The following is a 17,211-nucleotide window of genomic DNA, read 5'->3' on the forward strand; positions in this document are numbered from 1 at the left end:
AGGACGGGCCATCCATTGCCCGGCCCCCACCCCCCGAACCGGGCCGTCCGGGTGAAACGGCAGACGGCCCCTCCCCGCAGGGGGAAGGGGCGTCGCTGCGCCGGCGCCGAAGCCGCCCGGCCCGGCAGGGTGCTGCCGCTGCCGGGCGGGCGTTCAGACGGAGCGGTGGTACTGCTCGGGTACGTGCACGTCGGCGCCGAGCTCACGCGCGGCGAGCCGGGCCCAGGAAGGGTTGCGCAGCAGTTCACGGCCGAGCAGTACCGCGTCCGCCTCGCCGTTGGCCAGGATCTTCTCGGCCTGCCCGACCTCGGTGATCAGGCCGACCGCGGCGACGGCCAGCGGTGTCTCTGCCTTGACCCGGGCGGCGAAGGGCACCTGGTAGCCGGGGCCGACCGGGATGCGGGCGCCTGCCGCGTTGCCGCCGGTCGACACGTTCAGCAGGTCGATGCCGTGCTCCGTGAGCAGCGGGGAGAGGCGCACCGTGTCGTCGGCCGTCCAGCCGCCCTCGTCCAGCCAGTCGGTGGCAGAGATCCGGAAGAAGAGAGGCAGCTCCTCGGGCCACACCGCCCGTACGGCGTCGACGACTTCGAGCGCGAAGCGGGTGCGGTTCTCGAAGGAACCGCCGTACTCGTCGGTGCGGTGGTTGCTGTGCGGCGAGAGGAACTCGTTCACGAGATAGCCGTGGGCGCCGTGGATCTCGGCGACCTGGAAACCGGCGTCGAGCGCACGCCTGGCGGCGTCGGCGAACTGGCCCACTATCTCCCGGATCTGAGCGGTGGTCAGCTCGTCGGGTACGTGCTCGCCCTCGGCGAAGGGCAGCGGGCTGGGGGCGACCGGCTGCCAGCCGCCCTGGTCGGCTCCGACCGGTCCGCCACCGTTCCAGGGGCGGTCCGTCGATGCCTTGCGGCCCGCGTGGGCGAGCTGGATGCCGGGGACCGTGCCCTGCCCCTTGAGGAAGTCCGTGATCCTGCGGAGCCCCTCCACCTGGGCGTCGTTCCAGATACCCAGGTCGGCTGGGCTGATCCGGCCCTCGGGGCTGACCCCGGTCGCCTCGACGATGATCAGTCCGGTGCCGCCGGCCGCGCGTGCGGCGTAGTGCGCGAAGTGCCAGTCATTGGCGACGCCGGTGCCGGGCCCCGCGGTGGCCGCCGAGTACTGGCACATGGGCGGCATCCACACGCGGTTGGGGAAGGTCAGTGACCGCAGGGTGTACGGCTCGAAAAGGGCGCTCACGACAGGCTCCATTCACAACGGCGTCGGGACTTCTCGTACGATACTCATCGTAGTACGGCGAATGTCAAACTACGATGGGTGTCGTACAATGGAGCCGTTCCCGAACCTGTCCGGGCCCGAATGAAGGAGAGCCGCCGTGGCGACCGCAACGAGCAGCCGTGCACTCGCTCATCCGGCGCGCGACGAGATCCGCCTGGACGGGGTGCTGCATGCGCTGGCCGACCCCATGCGGATGTGTGTGGTGCGCGAAATGGCCTCGGACGGCGGAGAGTTGTCCTGCTCGCGGTTTGTCCTTCCGGTGGCCAAGTCGACGACCACGCATCACTTCAGGGTGCTGCGCGAGAGCGGTGTGATCCGGCAGATCTACCGGGGCACCGCGAAGATGAATGTGCTGCGCAGGGACGACCTGGACGCGCTCTTCCCCGGTCTGCTGGACGGTATCCTCGCCGCGGCTGCTGCGGAGGCGGCGCGGCAGGAGTGAACGCCTGTGGCCGTCAGTGCGCCGGCTCGGCACCGTCGCCCGGCGGCACTCCCAGCTGCCAGTCGAGCCCGTACCGCTGGAAGAGTTCGGCCCGCAACCGTGCGTGCGGCATGGGCGCCCCGGGCAGCAGCTGCGCGAAGACGGTGCCCATGAGCTGGGCGCGCAGCAGCGGATAGGCGGTGTCGGGGTCGGCCGATCCGTACCGCACCACGGCGGAGCGCAGGACCCGGGCGAGCTGCTGCTGCTCGGGGCACTGTACGAACCCTTGCTCCTGGAGTATTCCGGCCATATGCGTCCGTATCAGCACGGGGTGGCCAATGGCGAGCCCCATGACGGCGTCGATCGCGCGGGCCAGCAGCTCCTTCCCGTCGTCGGTGCGGGGCTCGCGTTCCAGGGCCTCGGTGAGCGTGCGGTGCATCAGCCGGTGCACGGCGGACTGCAGCAGATACCGCTTGCCCGGAAAATAATATGAGACGAGGCCACGGGCGGATCCGGCGCGATCGGCGATGTCCGCCAGCGTCGTCGCCTCGTATCCGCGCTCACCGACAAGATCCACTGTGGCCTGCAGGAGTCGCTCGCGGGAACGCCGCCGCAACTCCTCATTGACCGATTGGCTGCGCGGGGACATGCTTACTCCTGCGTTGACTGGCTCTCAGCCAACTATAATCAGCGCATCCCGCGAAGGGCTCCGTCAGGGGTCCGCCTGCGGGCTTTCATCCGGACCGGGCGACGCGGGGGATCGTCCGGTCCGGATGTTTTGCTGGGTACGCTTCCATATTCTGACGATTCGGGGCGTTTGCCCGTTCGCGGGTTGAGCGGTTCCGGCAAGTGCGCTGCATCAGCCGGTGAGACCGAGAACCGGACGGAGCGCGTCCGGGCGCTCGGCGGCCGGGAGGTGGTCCACGAAATGGACCGCGCAGCCGAGATTCGCCGCGCCGGCGTCGGTGCGGCGGTCGTCGCCGACCATCAGCGTCTCGCGGGGATCCTGTCCGAGAGCCTCACAGGCGGCACCGAAGAGCCGCACATCGGGCTTCTGGACGCCGTACTCGTACGACAGGATGTACTCGTCCACGTACGGATCGGCCCCGTGGGCCCGGAACACCGGCCGAAGGTCCCAGCCGATGTTGCTCACCACTGCGACCCGGATCCCGCGGCCGTGCAGGGTGCTGAGCACCTCGGTCGTGTCCGGGTAGGGGGTCCAGGCGTCCGGTGTCATGTGGCGTGCGTAGAGAGCTTCGTGGAGCGCCGGATCGGGCAGCTCGACCTGGCGGGCGAGCCCGGTGAAGGCGGCGCGGTGGCCCGCGGCGCTCTCGTCGCGTGATGCCCACAGGCCGGCGAGCGAGGGCGGCACCCGGCGCGGCGCCGGCCCGCCGGGGAGTGCCCCCGACTCCGCCAACTCCGCCACGCGGAGTTCGAATTCCTCTGGAGCCAGCGTCACACCGGCCTCGTCGAGGGTGGCACGCAGCCATGTCGCGACAGACTCGATCCGGAAGAGCGTTCCGGAGAAGTCGAAGAGAACAGCCTTGATCGTCATGTGGGGGATCCTTTCGTATCCGGTCGCCGTTCCGTGCACCGCTGCTATCCGAGTGCGCGCAGTCCCGGGACGAACGCCACCAGCAGCGGGACGACCGGCACCAGCGAAGCGGCGGCGGTGAGCCGCATCCTGCGTCCGGCAGTGAGGCGGGGGGCCGCGCTCAGCAGCCGGTCGACGCGCTGTGGAAGCTCCGCGTCCGGTGTCGGGCAGGGCCCGAACACCCCGCGGTGTTCATTGAGTTGAACCAGCGCCAGCGCGATGGTCAGCCTGCCGAAGCGCCGCGACGCCACATCGTCGGCGGCCAGTTCCACGAGCCGGTGCATCTCGTTGCGGAAGGCGGCGAAGACCGGAATCTGCGGGAAACCCGCGGCCAGCGCGGCCGAGCAGTGCAGCAACCAGTCGTGGCGGGCCCGCGCGTGGCCCTGCTCATGGGCCAGTACCGCATCGAGCTGACGGCCTTTCAGTCCCCGGAGCGCTGCTGTGGTGATGACCAGTTGGGGCGCCGTTCCGGACAGCCACCAGGCGTCGGGGCGTTCGCCCTCCAGTACGACGAGACGCTCGCCACCCGGTTCCTCGCCCGGCAGTACGGGGGAACGCACCAGCAGTTCCCTGCGACTCTTCCGGCGTGCGGCCCGTGCGCGGCGGATCTCCCGGGTGAGCATGGCAGCCGTCCAGAGGCCACCGGCGGCCAGTACCGTCGCTGTGGCCGCCGACCACTGCGTGTACGCACCGAGGGCGTACGCCTCCACCACGGCGTGCGGGGCGGGCGCGAAGACGTTGCCCCGCACGAGTTGCCAGGCCGCTGCCGCGCTGAACGTCATGGCCAGCGCGAAGCACAGAAGTACGGCGGCCACCGCGCACTGCCACACCCACAGCGCCACCACGGGCTCCCGCTCGGGCCATTGTGCGCGCGCCAGAAGCCGGGGTGCCGCAACAGCAGCCACGGCTCCGAGTAGCAACAGCGCTAGGGAGACCACCATGGTCGTCAGTTTATGGAGTCCGCGTGTCGCCGGGGTATGGCCTGGCTCCGCAAGTGACGCAGGACACGGTCGGACTCTTCTGCCCCGCGCGGTGAAGACCTGGAGCGGCCGGGAGCCTGACGGGTGGCGGAGGAGGGGGCGCAGCGTCGCGGGGGCCGGTGAGGCGCCGAGACATGCAGACCTGAAGGGCACGGGCCGGAAGGCCCGAAGGGCACGGGTCAGAGAGTCAGGAGCATCGCGAACATGGCGATGCCCATGGCGAGTCGGCACGCGAGCGCCAGTTCCGGACGCGATCCCCAGCCGATGGGGCCGCCGGAGGCTCCGCCCGCCATACCGCCGCCCGCCACCGCGGCCGGTGCGGGGGCCAGGGTGGCGCCCGCGCGAAGGACGTACACGGCGTAGTAGGCGAGCAGCGCACCGGTGACCAGCGGCACCCCACCCGCCGAGTGCTCGGCGTGGTCCATGGCTCCGCCGTGCGCTCCGTCCCGGCTCATCCCCGGCCCCATCGTGAGCGCCATGTAGACCATGGCGAGGGAGCCGACCAGGTGGTGCAGATGCCGGGCGCTCGTGCGCGCCTGCCAGAGCGCCCGGAGGCCGCCTGCCGCGAAGACTGCGGCGAGGACCGTCCACCCCCACGCCGGAGGTACCACCACGGCGGCGGGCAGAGCCATGGCCGCCATTCCGAACCCCATCACGGCCTCGCTCCCGGCGGCCTTCCGCGCCTGCTGCGACGTGCTGCGCATCCTCAGCAGGCAGTAGGCGCCGGTAGCCGAGCCGAGTGCCACCAGTAACCAGCCGGACATCGCAGATCCGTGCACGGCGTGCCTCCCCGTTCGACGCGTCAGTCCCTCGGTCGACGCATCGATTCCCCAGCCGGGCGGAGCGCACGCGAGCGCAGGGGGGCACGGGGGAGCGCGTCGCGGGCGCGTTACTGTCTGGTCAGCACCGGCCGGACAGCTCCGGACCGCCCGGTACCGCCTCAGACGGGAGACACCGCCCCATGGACACCGCCCCCGACCGGCTCATCTTCAGGGACGCGGCAGAGACCGACGTACCTGCGCTCGTCGCATTGATCGAGTCGGCCTACCGCGGGGAGACCAGCCGGACCGGCTGGACCACGGAGGCGGACATCCTGGACGGCCGGCGCACGGACCCCGACGGAGTGCTCGCCGTCATCAGGGCGCCCGCCGGCCGGCTGATGGTGGTGGAGCGCGACGGTGAGCCGGTGGCCTGCTGTCAGCTGGAGCGCCGCGGCCACGCGGCCTACTTCGGCATGTTCGCGGTGAGTCCGGCCCTGCAGGGCGCCGGTATCGGCAAGCGGATCATCGCGGAGGCCGAACGCCGGGTGCACGCCGACTGGGGGGCCGACGAGATGCACATGACGGTCATATCGGTACGGGGTGACCTCATCGCCTGGTACGAGCGGCGTGGCTACCGCCGTACGGGGAGGATGTACCCCTTCCCGTACGGCGACGAGCGGTTCGGGATCCCGCTCCGCGACGACCTGCAGTTCGAACTCCTGGTCAAGCCGCTCCCGGCGGCGTCCCCGGGCGCGGGAACGGAGTAACGGGGGCCGGGGGCGAGCACTCGGGACCCCTCAGGCCGTGAACCGTCCGGAGCGCCGGATCTCCGGGTAGTCAGTGGTCGCTCCGTCCAGATCCAGCGCCCGGACGAGCCGCAGGTGCTCCTGTGTGTTCACCACCCAGCCGAGCACCTTCAGGCCTTCCGCGTGGGCCTGCTCGACGGTCTCCAGAGTCAGTCTGCGGATGTTCAGCGCCACCGTCGCCGCACCGACGGCCGTGGCGCGGGACACCACGTCGGCGCCCCAGCGGCTCGCGATGAGTACGGTCCGCACACCCGGCACGAGAGCGGCGATCTCGGCGACCGCCTCGTCGTGGAACGAGGAGACCTCCACTCGTCCCGCCAGGTCGCGGCGCAGCATCACTTCGGCGAGTGCCCGCGCCGCCGCGGCGTCCTTGATCTCGGCCTGGATCGGTGAGCCGATCGCGTCCAGGACCTCTTCGAAGACCGGGACACGCTCACCCTGGCCGGCGTCCAGCTCCCGCAGCTCGGCGAGCGTCCGGTCGGCGATCGCCCCCTTGCCGTCGGTCGTGCGGTCCACGTCGGTGTCGTGCATGACGACGAGTGCGCCGTCCTTGCTCAGGTGCAGGTCCAGCTCGATGGCGTCCATCCCCGCCTGTTCCGCGTGGCGGAAGGACCGCAGGGTGTTCTCCGGCTCGACGCCCATGACCCCGCGATGTCCGATGATGAGGAGACTCAAGGTTCTCTCGCTTCCGTCGACGGCGGCTTTCGCGTGGCATTGCTACCCACATGGCAGAGGCGCAGCCCAACGGCCCTGCTCCGTCCTCCGTCCGGACCGCGCGTGCCCACCGTACGGACCGGTCCGTACGGCGTCGGGCCCGGTGCCGGGCGGTGACGGCGCCGGGCGCCCGTGTCCAGCCGCGCGCGTGTGTGTTCGCGGACCCCTCGGCCCACATTTTCAGGCGGGGTTTTTCCGGGCCCCGTGGGGTGAAAGCGGCCCCGTGCCGGGCATACGACAGGAAGATTCGCTGCGATCAAGGGGGCTTGGCGGGACAATCTGCTGTACCCGCCCTTGAGCGGGCGATCCCCACCCGGATACGGTGTCCCAGCGGTTTGACGGCAATTTCTGCTGCGGAGGAAGTGACATGACGAAAATTCTTGTGCAGGACATGGTCGGCGGCGATATATCCGGCACCCGGCGCGTGGTCGAGCACCCGGCCTGGCCCGTGCTCAAGAACGCCGTCGAGGAGATCCGGCCCTGGCAGGCGAAGGACGGGTCCATCGACTTCGAAGCCGACGGAGCCCCTTCCCGCGCGGCCGTCGACGCCGCGTTCGCGCTCGTGACGGGCGCGATCGAGGAGCTGTCCCCGCTGCTGCCGCACGACGCCGCCTACCACAGGGCGCTCGTGTCCGACCTCCGCAAGTGGGCCGCCGACGGATTCGGCGTCCCGGACTTCCTGGACTCACTGCTCGCCTTCCACCCCGCCGATCTGCGCGCCGACGGTCTGCAGCACCTGGTCGTCTTCGCGATGTACACGCAGAACGGCAACCCGGACCGCAACCTCGAAGCGGTCGTGCTGCGGATGGTCTGGCCCGAGTGGCTCTCCGATCTGGAGGCCACGCGCTACGACAACCCGCTCTTCTGCGGCATCACCTTCGAGGACTTCACGTCCGGGTACGACACCAACTCCGCGGTGCTCTTCCCCGAGACGATCGCCGTCCGCGAGGCTCCCGACCGGTTCACCTGGGGCGGCATCTTCTGCGACCGCGAGGCTGCGCGCTTCCGGGCCGTCACCGAGGCCGCCGTGCGGGTGCTGCGGCTCGAACTGCCCGACGACATCCGGGAGATGGTCTCCGACCAGGAGCGCTGCCAGCAGGCGTTCGTGCTGTGGGACATGGTCCACGACCGCACCCACAGCCATGGGGACCTGCCGTTCGACCCCTTCATGATCAAGCAGCGTCAGCCGTTCTGGATGTACGGCCTCGAAGAGCTGCGCTGCGACCTGACCGCCTTCCGGGAGGCCGTGCGTCTGGAGGCCGACGGTTTCGGGCAGGGCCGCGACGTCCAGTACGCCGTCCTCTTCGACCGCATGTTCCGCTTCCCGGTGACCGGCGAGCGCGTACGCAACTACGACGGCCTCGGCGGCCAGCTGCTCTTCGCCTATCTGCACCAGCACGATGTGGTGCGCTGGACGGACAGCACGCTGAAGATCGACTGGGAGCGGGCCCCGGAGGTCACCAAGCAGCTCTGCGCGGAGATCGAGGACCTGTACCGGGCCGGTATCGACCGCCCGAAGCTGGTCCACTGGTTCGCCGCCTACGACCTGGTCTCCCGCTACCTCGCCCCGCACCCGGGGTCGCGCTGGGCCAAGGGCCCGGACGCCCTGGATCTGAGCCAGCCGCCGCGTAAACTTGTGGATGACGTGCTTCCGGACGAGTTTCCGCTGAGCATGTTCTATGAGGCGCTCGCGAAGAAGCTCAAGAACGTGGTCGCCTCGACCAAGGGCATCACCGCGGCGGGCGCCCCCGAGCGAGAAGCCGCATGAGCGCTCGCACGCAGGAGGCGAAGACGATGAACAAGGGATCGTTGGACGGAGCTGTGGTCGCCGTGGCCGGGGCCGCGGGCCCGGCGGGCCGCGCGGCACTGCTCAGGCTCGCCGAGGCCGGGGCGACCGTGGTCGGCGCCGATGCCGACGTGGCACGCCTCGCCGAGGCGGTGGACGCGGCGCGCTATGCGCACGGCGGTGCCACCGTGACCGGCGAGACGGTGGACCTGCTCGACCTGGAGGCCACCCGGGCCTGGGCAGACCGGACGGAGGCCGAGTTCGGCCGCGTCGACGGTCTGGTGCATCTGGTGGGCGGATGGCGCGGCAGCGCCACCTTCCCGGAGACCGACATCGCCGACTGGAACCTGCTGGAGAAGCTGCTGGTCCGTACCGTGCAGCACACCTCGCTGGCTTTCCACGACGTGCTGCTGCGCAGCGACCGGGGCCGCTACGTCCTGGTCAGTGCGGCCGGGGCCTCCAAGCCCACCGCGGGCAACGCCGCCTACGCGGCGTCGAAAGCCGCGGCGGAGGCCTGGACGCTCGCACTCGGCGACGCCTTCCGCAAGGCGGGCGGTGAGGAGGGCCCGCAGACGGCCGCTTCCGTACTGGTGATCAAGGCCCTGGTGCACGACGCGATGCGCGCCGAGCGGCCCAATGCGAAGTTCTCGGGCTTCACCGACGTCGCGCAGCTGGCCGAGGCCATCGCCGGCGTCTGGGACAAGCCCGCCGGAGACGTGAACGGAAAGCGCCTGTGGCTGACACCCGCCCCGTGAAGACCGATGCCGTACGCCACCACGATCCGCAGGTGCGCGGCTTCGCCAGTGACAACTACGCCGGAGCGCACCCGGAGATACTGGCCGCCCTCGCCGTCGCCAACGGCGGGCACCAGATCGCGTACGGCGAGGACGCGTACACCGACCACCTGCAGCGGCTGATCCACAGCCACTTCGGCCAGAGCGCCGAGGCGTTCCCGGTCTTCAACGGCACCGGGGCCAACGTCGTGGCGCTCCAGGCACTCACCGACCGGTGGGGCGCCGTCGTCGCGGCCGAGTCGGCGCACATCAACGTGGACGAGGGCGGTGCACCGGAACGGGTCGCCGGGCTGAAGCTGCTCACCGTCCCCACGCCCGACGGCAAGCTCACGCCCGAGCTGATCGACCGCCAGGCGTTCGGCTGGGACGACGAACACCGGGCGATGCCGCAGGTCGTGTCGATCACCCAGAACACCGAACTCGGCACGGTCTACACGCCCGGGGAGATCCGGGCGATCTGCGAGCACGCCCACGGACACGGGATGAAGGTCCATCTCGACGGTGCCCGGATAGCCAACGCGGCGGCGTCGCTCGACGTACCGATGCGTGCCTTCACCAACGCGGTGGGCGTCGACATCCTCTCCTTCGGGGGCACCAAGAACGGCATGCTCTTCGGTGAGGCCGTCGTGGTGCTGAACCCCGACGCCGTACGGCAGATGAAGCATGTGCGGAAGATGTCGATGCAGCTCCCGTCCAAGATGCGCTTCGTGTCCGTGCAGCTGGAGGCCCTGCTCACCCGCGATCTGTGGCTGCGCAGTGCCCGGCACGCCAACACCATGGCTCAGCGCCTGGCCGCGGGGGTGCGCGATACGGACGGGGTCGAGATCCTGCACGACGTCCAGGCCAACGCGGTGTTCGCACGCCTGCCGCACGACGTCAGCGAGCGACTGCAGAAGCGCTACCGCTTCTACTTCTGGGACGAGCCGGCCGGTGACGTGCGCTGGATGTGCTCCTTCGACACGACGGAGGAGGACGTGGACGGCTTCCTGCTGGCCCTGAAGGAAGAGCTGGCCCGCTGAGCGGCCCGTTCTGCCGGCCGCGGCACGCATCCGCCGCGCCGGGGCTGTGCCCACAACCTTCTGCTGCCGACGGGTCGACCCGGTATTCCACGGTCTGAGCGGAGCAGCAACGGGCGTCCAGGAAGACGGCCCGCACGAGGCCCCGCACCTGCCCGGAGAGACGTTTCAGCTTCAGCCGGGCAGGAACGGGGCTTCCGGGTGTCAGCCGGCTCCGGCTTCGCGTACCTGCGCGGGAGTCGGCGCGGTCCCGCCGAGGTGGGCCGGGATCCACCAGGTGTCCGCCGCGTTCTTCGGGCGTACCGGATAGGCGCGCTGCGCCGCTTCCAGCAGTTCCTGCATGCGCTCGCGGAGCCTGCGCGTGATCGCGCCCGCGTACTCGTCGGTGGGCGCGTCCATGGGCTCGCCCACCCGGACCGTCACCGGGATGTGGCTGCGCTTGAGGTTGCGCGGCCTTCCCTTGGTCCACAGTCGCTGAGTGCCCCAGAGCGCCATCGGGATCAGCGGCACGCCGGCGTCCTGGGCCAGCCGTGCGGCGCCGGACTTGAAGCTCTTGAGCGTGAAGGACTCCGAGATGGTGGCCTCGGGGAAAACTCCGATGATCTCGCCGGACCGCAGTGCCGTGAGAGCGTGCCGGTAGGCGGCCTCACCCTGCTTCCGGTCCACCGGAATGTGCTTCATGCCACGCATCAGCGGCCCGGAGATCTTGTGGCGGAAGACCGACTCCTTCGCCATGAAGCGCACCAGGCGCTTCTGCGGGAGAGCGGCCAGACCGTCGAAGATGAAGTCCAGATAGCCGATGTGATTGCTGACGAGCACGGCCCCGCCCGAGCGCGGGATGTTCTCGGAACCCTGAGTATCGATCTTGAGGTCGAGCGCCTTGAAAAGCCCCCGGGCGGCGCCGATGACCGGTCGATAGACGAGTTCTGCCATCTGGAGAAGACCCTTCTGTGCCCGGGGACGTGCCCCCCGGCGGAAGTTACGCTGCCGTAGGTTTTCGGCATGGGCAGATCGTGCCCCATGCCGACCAGAGTAGCCACCCCTGGTGGCGCGGGACCGGGAGATTCTCGTCACGTCGTGCGTAAACCGACCGCACCGCTCCCGAGCAGCCCATACGCCGCTCGGAGAGCGTCCGGCGCGGCCGGGTGCGCGGCGGCCGCGGGAATCATCCCGGCCGCTGGGGCGCTGCACACGGACGGAAGAGCGGCGTGGCGGGTGGCGGTACGTGCGGCCGGGCCTGCGGCGGTTGAGCGAGGGGAGTGCGACGTGCACGGGCGCGACGGTGAAAGGCGGCTCGGCGCCGCGGAGTTGGGTGAGGAGCTGGGGGAGCGGGCGACACTCGTCCAGTTCTCCAGCGCCTTCTGCCGGCCCTGCAGGGCCACCTGGCGGACGCTGCAGGATGTGGCCGCCATGGTGGAGGGCGTCACTCATGTCGACATCGACGCCGAAGCCCGGCTCGCGCTCGTACGGGAGCTGGGAATCGTCAGCACCCCCACTGTGCTGGTGCTCGACGCGGGGGGCCGGATCGTCCGCCGAGCGGCGGGGCAGCCGCGCAGGGCCGACGTCATCGCGGCCCTGGGACAGGCGGTCTGACTGCCCGTGAGTGATCTCCCACATTCCGGAACGCCCTTGACTGGACATCCCCCGAATCGTCAACCTGACGCTATGTGGCAGCTCTCTCCTCCTGACGGCCGGCGCCTCCACCGCAGGGTCCATGTGGACCTCGCCAGGAACGCCAGCGCGCGGTGTCCGGGTGCCTGAACACCCCGGGCCCTGTTCGTTCACACCGCAGAAGGACACCACGATGACGCCACCCACGACACCGACGACCCGGACCAGGACGACTGGGACCGACACCGCGGCCGGGGCGGATCTCGCGGCCGACCCGCTCGCCGCCCCCGCCCTGCTCCGCTCCGCCTTCCGCCGCCACGCTGCCGGTGTCGCGGTGATCACCGCGGCCGGGGAGGGGCCGGTGGGCTTCACCGCCACCTCGGTCAGCTCCGTCGCCGCCGAGCCGCCGCTGATCTCCTTCGGAGTCGGGACCGGTTCGTCGAGCTGGCCGGTGGTGGCCACGGCGGAACACATCGGTGTGCACATACTCGGCGAGCATCAGCAGGAGCTCGCCGCCACTTTCGCGCGCAGCGGCGCCGACCGGTTCGCCGCGCCCACCGGCTGGCGCGCCGGTCCCGAGGGCGTGCCGCTGCTGGACGGCGTACTGGCCTGGCTGGTCTGCCGGGTGGTGGCACGCGTCCCTGCCGGGGACCACCGCATAGTGATCGCCGAGGTCGTCACCGGTGACCCGGCCGGCGCCGGCCGGCCGCTGCTCTACCACCAGGGGCGCTTCAACGCGCTGCGGGACTGAGGATCTCCCGGAATCCCGGTTACGGAGCGTTGCTCACGTCACAGTTCAAAGCGCTTGCTCAGCGGGTACATTCTGGATGTACTGACGAGTAATATTTCGTTGGGGGCGTCGGAACCCCCAACCGGAAATCGCCCCATCAGGCGCCTATGCTGCGAGCAACAAGGCAGCCCGGAAAAGACGATGCAGTAGGAGAGCCGGCGTGAGCTTGAGGATCGTTGTCTGTGTGAAGTACGTGCCCGATGCCACTGGTGACCGGCATTTCGCCGATGACCTGACGCTGGACCGTGATGATGTCGACGGGCTGCTGTCGGAGCTCGACGAGTACGCGGTGGAGCAGGCGCTCCAGATCGCGGGCGAGGCCGACGACGCGGAGATCACTGTCCTCACGGTCGGTCCGGAGGACGCGAAGGACGCGCTGCGCAAGGCGCTCTCGATGGGCGCCGACAAGGCGGTCCATGTCGAGGACGACGATCTGCACGGCACCGACGTGATGGGCACGTCACTGGTCCTCGCGAAGGCCATCGAGAAGACCGGGTACGACCTGGTCGTCTGCGGTATGGCCTCGACCGACGGCACCATGGGCGTACTCCCGGCGCTCCTCGCGGAGCGCCTGGGCGTCCCGCAGGTCACGCTGCTGTCGGAAGTGTCGGTCGACGGCACCACGGTCAAGGGCCGCCGTGACGGCGACACCGCCAGCGAGCAGCTGGAGGCATCGCTGCCGGCCGTCGTGTCCGTGACGGACCAGTCGGGCGAGGCCCGCTACCCGTCCTTCAAGGGCATCATGGCCGCCAAGAAGAAGCCGGTGGAGTCGCTGGATCTTGGGGACCTGGACCTCGAGGCGGACGCCGTCGGCCTGGAGGGCGCCTGGACCAAGGTCGACTCCGCGGCGCAGCGCCCGCCCCGTACCGCCGGGACGATCGTCAAGGACGAGGGCGAGGGCGGCAAGCAGCTCGCGGAGTTCCTCGCGGGCCAGAAGTTCATCTGAGGCTCCCCGAGCCTCCCGACCGCCCAGGTCCCCCGACCTCCCTCAGTTTCTTCGCATGCGCAGGAGAGCAATCCCATGGCTGAAGTTCTCGTCTATGTCGACCACCTCGACGGTGCCGTCCGCAAGCCCACCCTGGAGCTTCTGACGCTGGCCCGCCGGATCGGTGACCCGGTGGCGGTCGCGCTGGGTGCCGGTGCCCAGGACACCGCGGCCGCTCTCGCGGAGCACGGAGCGGTGAAGGTCCTCACCGCCGACGCCCCCGAGTTCGCCGACTACCTCGTCGTCCCGAAGGTCGACGCCCTGCAGGCCGCCCATGACGCGGTGTCCCCGGCCGCGGTACTGGTGCCGTCCTCCGCCGAGGGCAAGGAGATCGCCGCGCGCCTCGCGGTGCGTATCGGCTCCGGCATCATCACCGACGCCACCGATCTGGAGGCCGGTGCGGACGGTCCGGTCGCCACGCAGTCCGCGTTCGCCGCGTCGTTCACCACCAAGTCCCGCGTCTCCCGCGGCACCCCGGTCATCACCGTCAAGCCGAACTCGGCGCCGGTCGAGGCCGCCCCGGCTGCGGGCACCGTCGAGGCGCTGTCGGTGTCCTTCGGCGAGAACTCGACGGGCACCAAGGTCGTCTCGCGCACACCGCGTGAGTCGACCGGCCGCCCGGACCTGACCGAGGCCGCGATCGTGGTGTCCGGTGGCCGCGGGGTCAACGGTGCGGAGAACTTCCACCTCATCGAGGCTCTCGCCGACTCCCTCGGCGCCGCTGTCGGCGCCTCCCGCGCCGCCGTCGACGCCGGCTGGTACCCGCACTCCAACCAGGTCGGCCAGACCGGCAAGTCCGTCTCGCCGCAGCTCTACATCGCCAACGGCATCTCCGGCGCCATCCAGCACCGCGCAGGCATGCAGACGTCGAAGACCATCGTCGCCGTCAACAAGGACGCCGAGGCCCCCATCTTCGACCTCGTCGACTACGGCATCGTCGGCGACCTCTTCCAGGTCGTCCCGCAGCTCACCGAAGAGGTCACCGCTCGCAAGGGCTGACCTGCTTCTTCTCGACGGCCGGGGGCCGCGCGGCGATACCTGCCGCGCGGCCCCCGGCTGTTTCGGCCAACCATTGACGCAGGTCATGACCGCCCGTTAACTTCGCTATGCGGATTGTTGATTCCGTGAAGCGGAAAATAGGAGGGTGTGAAGGATGGGTCAGCAGGAGAAGGTGGCAACGAGCCTCGCCGGTGCTGTCAGCGAGGACATCAGCGCTTCCCTGGTCGCGGTCGACGAGGAGCTGGCGAGCCGCTACCCGGGGGACCCCGGCACCCGCCAGCCCGTCCACACCGTGTACGTCCCCGGTGATGTGTTCGACGTCGGCACCATCCGTTCCTGGGGTGACCAGGCGCTGGCCTCCCTCGACACCCATGCTCCCGACGCCGCGACCCTCGCCGCGGTGCTCGGCATCGGGGAGGAGCTCGCCGGGCCCGTCCACGACAGGGTGCGGGCCAAGCTGGAGCGCGAGCCCGTCGAGGATCTGCGCATCGACTTCGAGGACGGTTACGGCCCCCGCCCCGACGCGGAGGAGGACGAGGCGGCCGCCCGCGCCGCCCGGCTCGTCTCCGCCGCGTACGCGGACGGCACCGCCGCCCCGTACATGGGCATCCGCATGAAGTGCATGGAGGCCGCGGTACGCGACCGGGGCATCCGCACCACCGACATCTTCCTCACGGGTCTGATGCAGGCGGGCGGGCTGCCCGACGGGCTCGTCCTGACACTGCCGAAGGTGACCTACCCCGAGCAGGTCACCGCCTTCGTACGTCTCCTCGAAGCCTTCGAGAAGGCCCACAGCCTGCCGGCGGGCCGGATCGGCTTCGAGATCCAGATCGAGACCAGCCAGTCCATCCTCGCCTCCGACGGCACGGCGGCCGTCGCCAGGATGATCGGCGCGGCCGAGGGCCGGGCCACCGGGCTGCACTACGGGACCTTCGACTACAGCGCCTGTGTCGGTGTCAGCGCCGCACACCAGGCCAGCGACCACCCGGCAGCCGACCACGCCAAGGCCGTCATGCAGGTCGCGGCGGCCGGCACCGGTGTACGGGTGTCGGACGGCTCGACCAACGTCCTGCCGATCGGCTCGACCGAGCACGTGCACGAGGCCTGGAGGCTCCACTACGGCCTCACCCGCCGCGCCCTGGCCCGCGCCTACTACCAGGGCTGGGACATGCACCCGGCCCATCTGCCGACCCGCTACGCGGCCGTTTACGCCTTCTACCGCGAGGGCCTGGAGCCGGCCGCTGCCCGGCTCGCCGCCTACGTGGCCAAGGCCGGCGGTGACGTCATGGACGAGCCGGCGACAGCCAAGGCCCTCAGCGGATATCTCCTGCGCGGCCTCGACTGCGGCGCGCTCGACGACGCCGAGGTCAGCCGGCTCACCGGCCTGACCCGCACCGACATGGAGGGCTTCGCGGGCCCGCGACGCGCCGACCTGACCGTGACGGCGCCCTGACGGGACCGTCGCACGAGCGGGCCGGTCTCCGGTTCCGCCGCCATGGTGCCCGACAGCGCTGCCCCCGCCGGACCGGCGGGGGCAGCGCTGTGACGGGGCCGGAGGTTACGCGGGCGGAATCTCGCCCGAGCCGCGCGCGATCAGCCGGGTCGGAAGCACCTTCTGCGAGGGCGCGTCGTTCGCTCCGTCCAGCCGGCGGAAGAGCGTCTCGGCCGCCGTACGCCCCAGTGCGGCCGAGTCCTGCGCGATCACCGTGATCCCCAGCAGATCGGCCAGCTCGATGTCGTCGAACCCGACGAGAGCCACCGGCTGTTCACGTTCGGCCAGGACGCGCACGGCCGTCACGGTCACACGGTTGTTGCCCGCGAAGATCGCGGTGACCGGCGACGGTCCGTCCAGCAGCGTCTCCACCGCCGCGCGCACCCGCTCCGCCTCCGTGACCCCGAGCGAGACCCAGGCGTCGTCCACGTCGAGCCCCCCGTCGGACATCGCCGCGTGGTAGCCGCGCAGACGCTCGGTCGCCGTGTGGATGCGGGGCTGGTCACCGACGAACCCGATCCTCCGGTGGCCCCCCGCGATCAGATGCGCGACACCGTCCCGGGCGCCGCCGAAGTTGTCCGAGAACACCATGTCCGCGTCGATCTTCCCGGCCGGGCGGTCCACGAAGACGGTGGCGACCCCGGCGGCGATCTCCGGCTCCAGATACCGGTGGTCGTCCCCGGCGGGAATCACGATCAGCCCGTCCACCCTGCGCGCGCAGAGCGCGAGGACCAGCTCCTGCTCCCGCTCGGGGTCCTCGGCACTCGACCCGTTGATGAGCAGCGCGCCGTGGGCGCGGGCCACCTCTTCCACGGCGCGGTTCAGCGGCCCGTAGAAGGGGTCGGCGAGGTCTTCGAGGACCAGGCCGATGCTCGCGGTGCGGCCCTTGCGCAGCACGCGAGCGCTGTCGTTGCGGCGGAACCCGAGGGCCTCGATGGCCTCCTGCACCCGGCGCTCGGTGTCCGGCGTGACTCCCGCCTCGCCGTTCACCACCCGCGACACTGTCTTGAGACCGACTCCGGCGCGCGCGGCGACGTCCTTCATCGTCGGCCGGTTGCCGTAGCGGGGCTCGGAGTGGCTGGCGGTCTGGGCCACGGTGCGGTGTCCTGTCGTCGGCTGGCGGTGTGGTGAGAGATGCCTGACGAGCATAGGGCCTGGACAACGTTGTCAGGTGAATGGAGACTGACCAC

General features: G+C 70.5%; 18 protein-coding genes. 10 read left to right on the forward strand and 8 right to left on the reverse strand.

The features are described 5' to 3' along the window. Positions 1-153 precede the first annotated feature (153 nt). Positions 154-1,233, reverse strand: coding sequence for an NADH:flavin oxidoreductase/NADH oxidase (locus OG584_RS31745; protein WP_405782974.1), 1,080 nt, complete (start codon positions 1,231-1,233; stop codon positions 154-156). Between the two features lie 136 nt (positions 1,234-1,369). Between OG584_RS31745 and OG584_RS31750 the strand changes: the two genes are divergently transcribed. Then, complete coding sequence (locus tag OG584_RS31750) at positions 1,370-1,714, forward strand: ArsR/SmtB family transcription factor (protein ID WP_405782976.1); 345 nt, start codon at positions 1,370-1,372, stop codon at positions 1,712-1,714. Positions 1,715-1,727: 13 nt separating this feature from the next. On the opposite strand, the gene OG584_RS31755 is transcribed toward OG584_RS31750, so the two are convergent. The 4 genes from OG584_RS31755 to OG584_RS31770 form a co-directional block, all read right to left on the reverse strand. Further along, the gene (locus OG584_RS31755; RefSeq protein WP_405782977.1) at positions 1,728-2,342 is read right to left on the reverse strand and encodes a TetR/AcrR family transcriptional regulator; all 615 of its coding nucleotides are present in this window, start codon (positions 2,340-2,342) and stop codon (positions 1,728-1,730) included. A gap of 210 nt (positions 2,343-2,552) precedes the next feature. Further along, positions 2,553-3,242 carry an HAD family hydrolase gene (locus OG584_RS31760; protein WP_405784390.1) on the reverse strand — a complete coding sequence of 230 codons (690 nt, stop codon included), beginning with the start codon at positions 3,240-3,242 and terminating at the stop codon, positions 2,553-2,555. A gap of 50 nt (positions 3,243-3,292) precedes the next feature. Continuing rightward, entirely contained in the window at positions 3,293-4,228 is a 936-nt protein-coding gene (locus tag OG584_RS31765) for a M56 family metallopeptidase (RefSeq protein WP_405782979.1), read from the reverse strand. A gap of 218 nt (positions 4,229-4,446) precedes the next feature. Further along, entirely contained in the window at positions 4,447-5,046 is a 600-nt protein-coding gene (locus tag OG584_RS31770; protein WP_405782981.1) for a DUF5134 domain-containing protein, read from the reverse strand. Between the two features lie 182 nt (positions 5,047-5,228). Here OG584_RS31770 and OG584_RS31775 point away from each other — a divergent pair, with 182 nt between their 5' ends. Further along, entirely contained in the window at positions 5,229-5,795 is a 567-nt protein-coding gene (locus OG584_RS31775) for a GNAT family N-acetyltransferase (protein WP_405782983.1), read from the forward strand. Between the two features lie 30 nt (positions 5,796-5,825). On the opposite strand, the gene OG584_RS31780 is transcribed toward OG584_RS31775, so the two are convergent. Next, a complete protein-coding gene (locus OG584_RS31780) occupies positions 5,826-6,476 on the reverse strand; it encodes a glycerophosphodiester phosphodiesterase (RefSeq protein ID WP_405784392.1) in 651 nt (216 codons plus the stop codon). A 439-nt stretch (positions 6,477-6,915) separates the two neighbouring features. On the opposite strand from OG584_RS31780, the gene OG584_RS31785 reads away from it, so the two are divergent. From OG584_RS31785 to OG584_RS31795, 3 genes are read left to right on the forward strand one after another with little or no spacing between them, the layout of a single operon-like run. Beyond that, a complete protein-coding gene (locus OG584_RS31785; protein WP_405782984.1) occupies positions 6,916-8,316 on the forward strand; it encodes a DUF6421 family protein in 1,401 nt (466 codons plus the stop codon). Next, complete coding sequence (locus OG584_RS31790; protein ID WP_405782985.1) at positions 8,313-9,089, forward strand: SDR family NAD(P)-dependent oxidoreductase; 777 nt, start codon at positions 8,313-8,315, stop codon at positions 9,087-9,089. Before OG584_RS31785 ends, OG584_RS31790 begins: the two co-directional genes overlap by 4 nt. Then, a complete protein-coding gene (locus OG584_RS31795; RefSeq protein WP_405782986.1) occupies positions 9,068-10,147 on the forward strand; it encodes a threonine aldolase family protein in 1,080 nt (359 codons plus the stop codon). The genes OG584_RS31790 and OG584_RS31795 overlap by 22 nt, the downstream gene beginning before the upstream one ends. A 201-nt stretch (positions 10,148-10,348) precedes the next feature. Here the strand turns inward: OG584_RS31795 and OG584_RS31800 are convergent, their stop codons facing one another. After that, on the reverse strand, positions 10,349-11,077 hold the full coding sequence (locus tag OG584_RS31800) for a lysophospholipid acyltransferase family protein (protein ID WP_405782988.1): 729 nt from the start codon (positions 11,075-11,077) through the stop codon (positions 10,349-10,351). 333 nt (positions 11,078-11,410) lie between these two features. Here OG584_RS31800 and OG584_RS31805 point away from each other — a divergent pair, with 333 nt between their 5' ends. From OG584_RS31805 to OG584_RS31825, 5 genes are all read left to right on the forward strand, one after another. Continuing rightward, complete coding sequence (locus OG584_RS31805) at positions 11,411-11,737, forward strand: TlpA family protein disulfide reductase (RefSeq protein WP_405782990.1); 327 nt, start codon at positions 11,411-11,413, stop codon at positions 11,735-11,737. Positions 11,738-11,948: 211 nt separating this feature from the next. Then, positions 11,949-12,506 carry a flavin reductase family protein gene (locus OG584_RS31810; RefSeq protein WP_405782992.1) on the forward strand — a complete coding sequence of 186 codons (558 nt, stop codon included), beginning with the start codon at positions 11,949-11,951 and terminating at the stop codon, positions 12,504-12,506. A 199-nt stretch (positions 12,507-12,705) separates the two neighbouring features. After that, positions 12,706-13,491, forward strand: a complete 786-nt coding sequence (locus OG584_RS31815) for an electron transfer flavoprotein subunit beta/FixA family protein (protein ID WP_405782994.1) — start codon at positions 12,706-12,708, stop codon at positions 13,489-13,491. 75 nt (positions 13,492-13,566) lie between these two features. Next, positions 13,567-14,529, forward strand: a complete 963-nt coding sequence (locus tag OG584_RS31820) for an electron transfer flavoprotein subunit alpha/FixB family protein (RefSeq protein ID WP_405782996.1) — start codon at positions 13,567-13,569, stop codon at positions 14,527-14,529. Between the two features lie 154 nt (positions 14,530-14,683). Beyond that, positions 14,684-15,982: a DUF6986 family protein gene (locus tag OG584_RS31825; protein WP_405782998.1), complete on the forward strand. Its 1,299-nt coding sequence runs from the start codon at positions 14,684-14,686 to the stop codon at positions 15,980-15,982. 105 nt (positions 15,983-16,087) lie between these two features. Here OG584_RS31825 and OG584_RS31830 read toward each other — a convergent pair whose 3' ends face one another. Next, positions 16,088-17,170: a LacI family DNA-binding transcriptional regulator gene (locus OG584_RS31830; protein ID WP_405783000.1), complete on the reverse strand. Its 1,083-nt coding sequence runs from the start codon at positions 17,168-17,170 to the stop codon at positions 16,088-16,090. Positions 17,171-17,211: the final 41 nt, after the last annotated feature.

It is taken from the genome of Streptomyces sp. NBC_00859 (genome assembly GCF_045161865.1).
Lineage (GTDB): Bacteria > Actinomycetota > Actinomycetes > Streptomycetales > Streptomycetaceae > Streptomyces.

Bases quoted from the DNA above. Each gene is read 5' to 3' on its own strand.
- OG584_RS31755 (WP_405782977.1), bottom strand. From the start codon at position 2,342: ATGTCCCCGCGCAGCCAATCGGTCAATGAGGAGTTGCGGCGGCGTTCC.
- OG584_RS31765 (WP_405782979.1), bottom strand. From the start codon at position 4,228: ATGGTGGTCTCCCTAGCGCTGTTGCTACTCGGAGCCGTGGCTGCTGTT.
- OG584_RS31775 (WP_405782983.1), top strand. From the start codon at position 5,229: ATGGACACCGCCCCCGACCGGCTCATCTTCAGGGACGCGGCAGAGACC.
- OG584_RS31780 (WP_405784392.1), bottom strand. From the start codon at position 6,476: ATGGGCGTCGAGCCGGAGAACACCCTGCGGTCCTTCCGCCACGCGGAA.
- OG584_RS31785 (WP_405782984.1), top strand. From the start codon at position 6,916: ATGACGAAAATTCTTGTGCAGGACATGGTCGGCGGCGATATATCCGGC.
- OG584_RS31790 (WP_405782985.1), top strand. From the start codon at position 8,313: ATGAGCGCTCGCACGCAGGAGGCGAAGACGATGAACAAGGGATCGTTG.
- OG584_RS31800 (WP_405782988.1), bottom strand. From the start codon at position 11,077: ATGGCAGAACTCGTCTATCGACCGGTCATCGGCGCCGCCCGGGGGCTT.
- OG584_RS31810 (WP_405782992.1), top strand. From the start codon at position 11,949: ATGACGCCACCCACGACACCGACGACCCGGACCAGGACGACTGGGACC.
- OG584_RS31820 (WP_405782996.1), top strand. From the start codon at position 13,567: ATGGCTGAAGTTCTCGTCTATGTCGACCACCTCGACGGTGCCGTCCGC.
- OG584_RS31825 (WP_405782998.1), top strand. From the start codon at position 14,684: ATGGGTCAGCAGGAGAAGGTGGCAACGAGCCTCGCCGGTGCTGTCAGC.
- OG584_RS31830 (WP_405783000.1), bottom strand. From the start codon at position 17,170: ATGCTCGTCAGGCATCTCTCACCACACCGCCAGCCGACGACAGGACAC.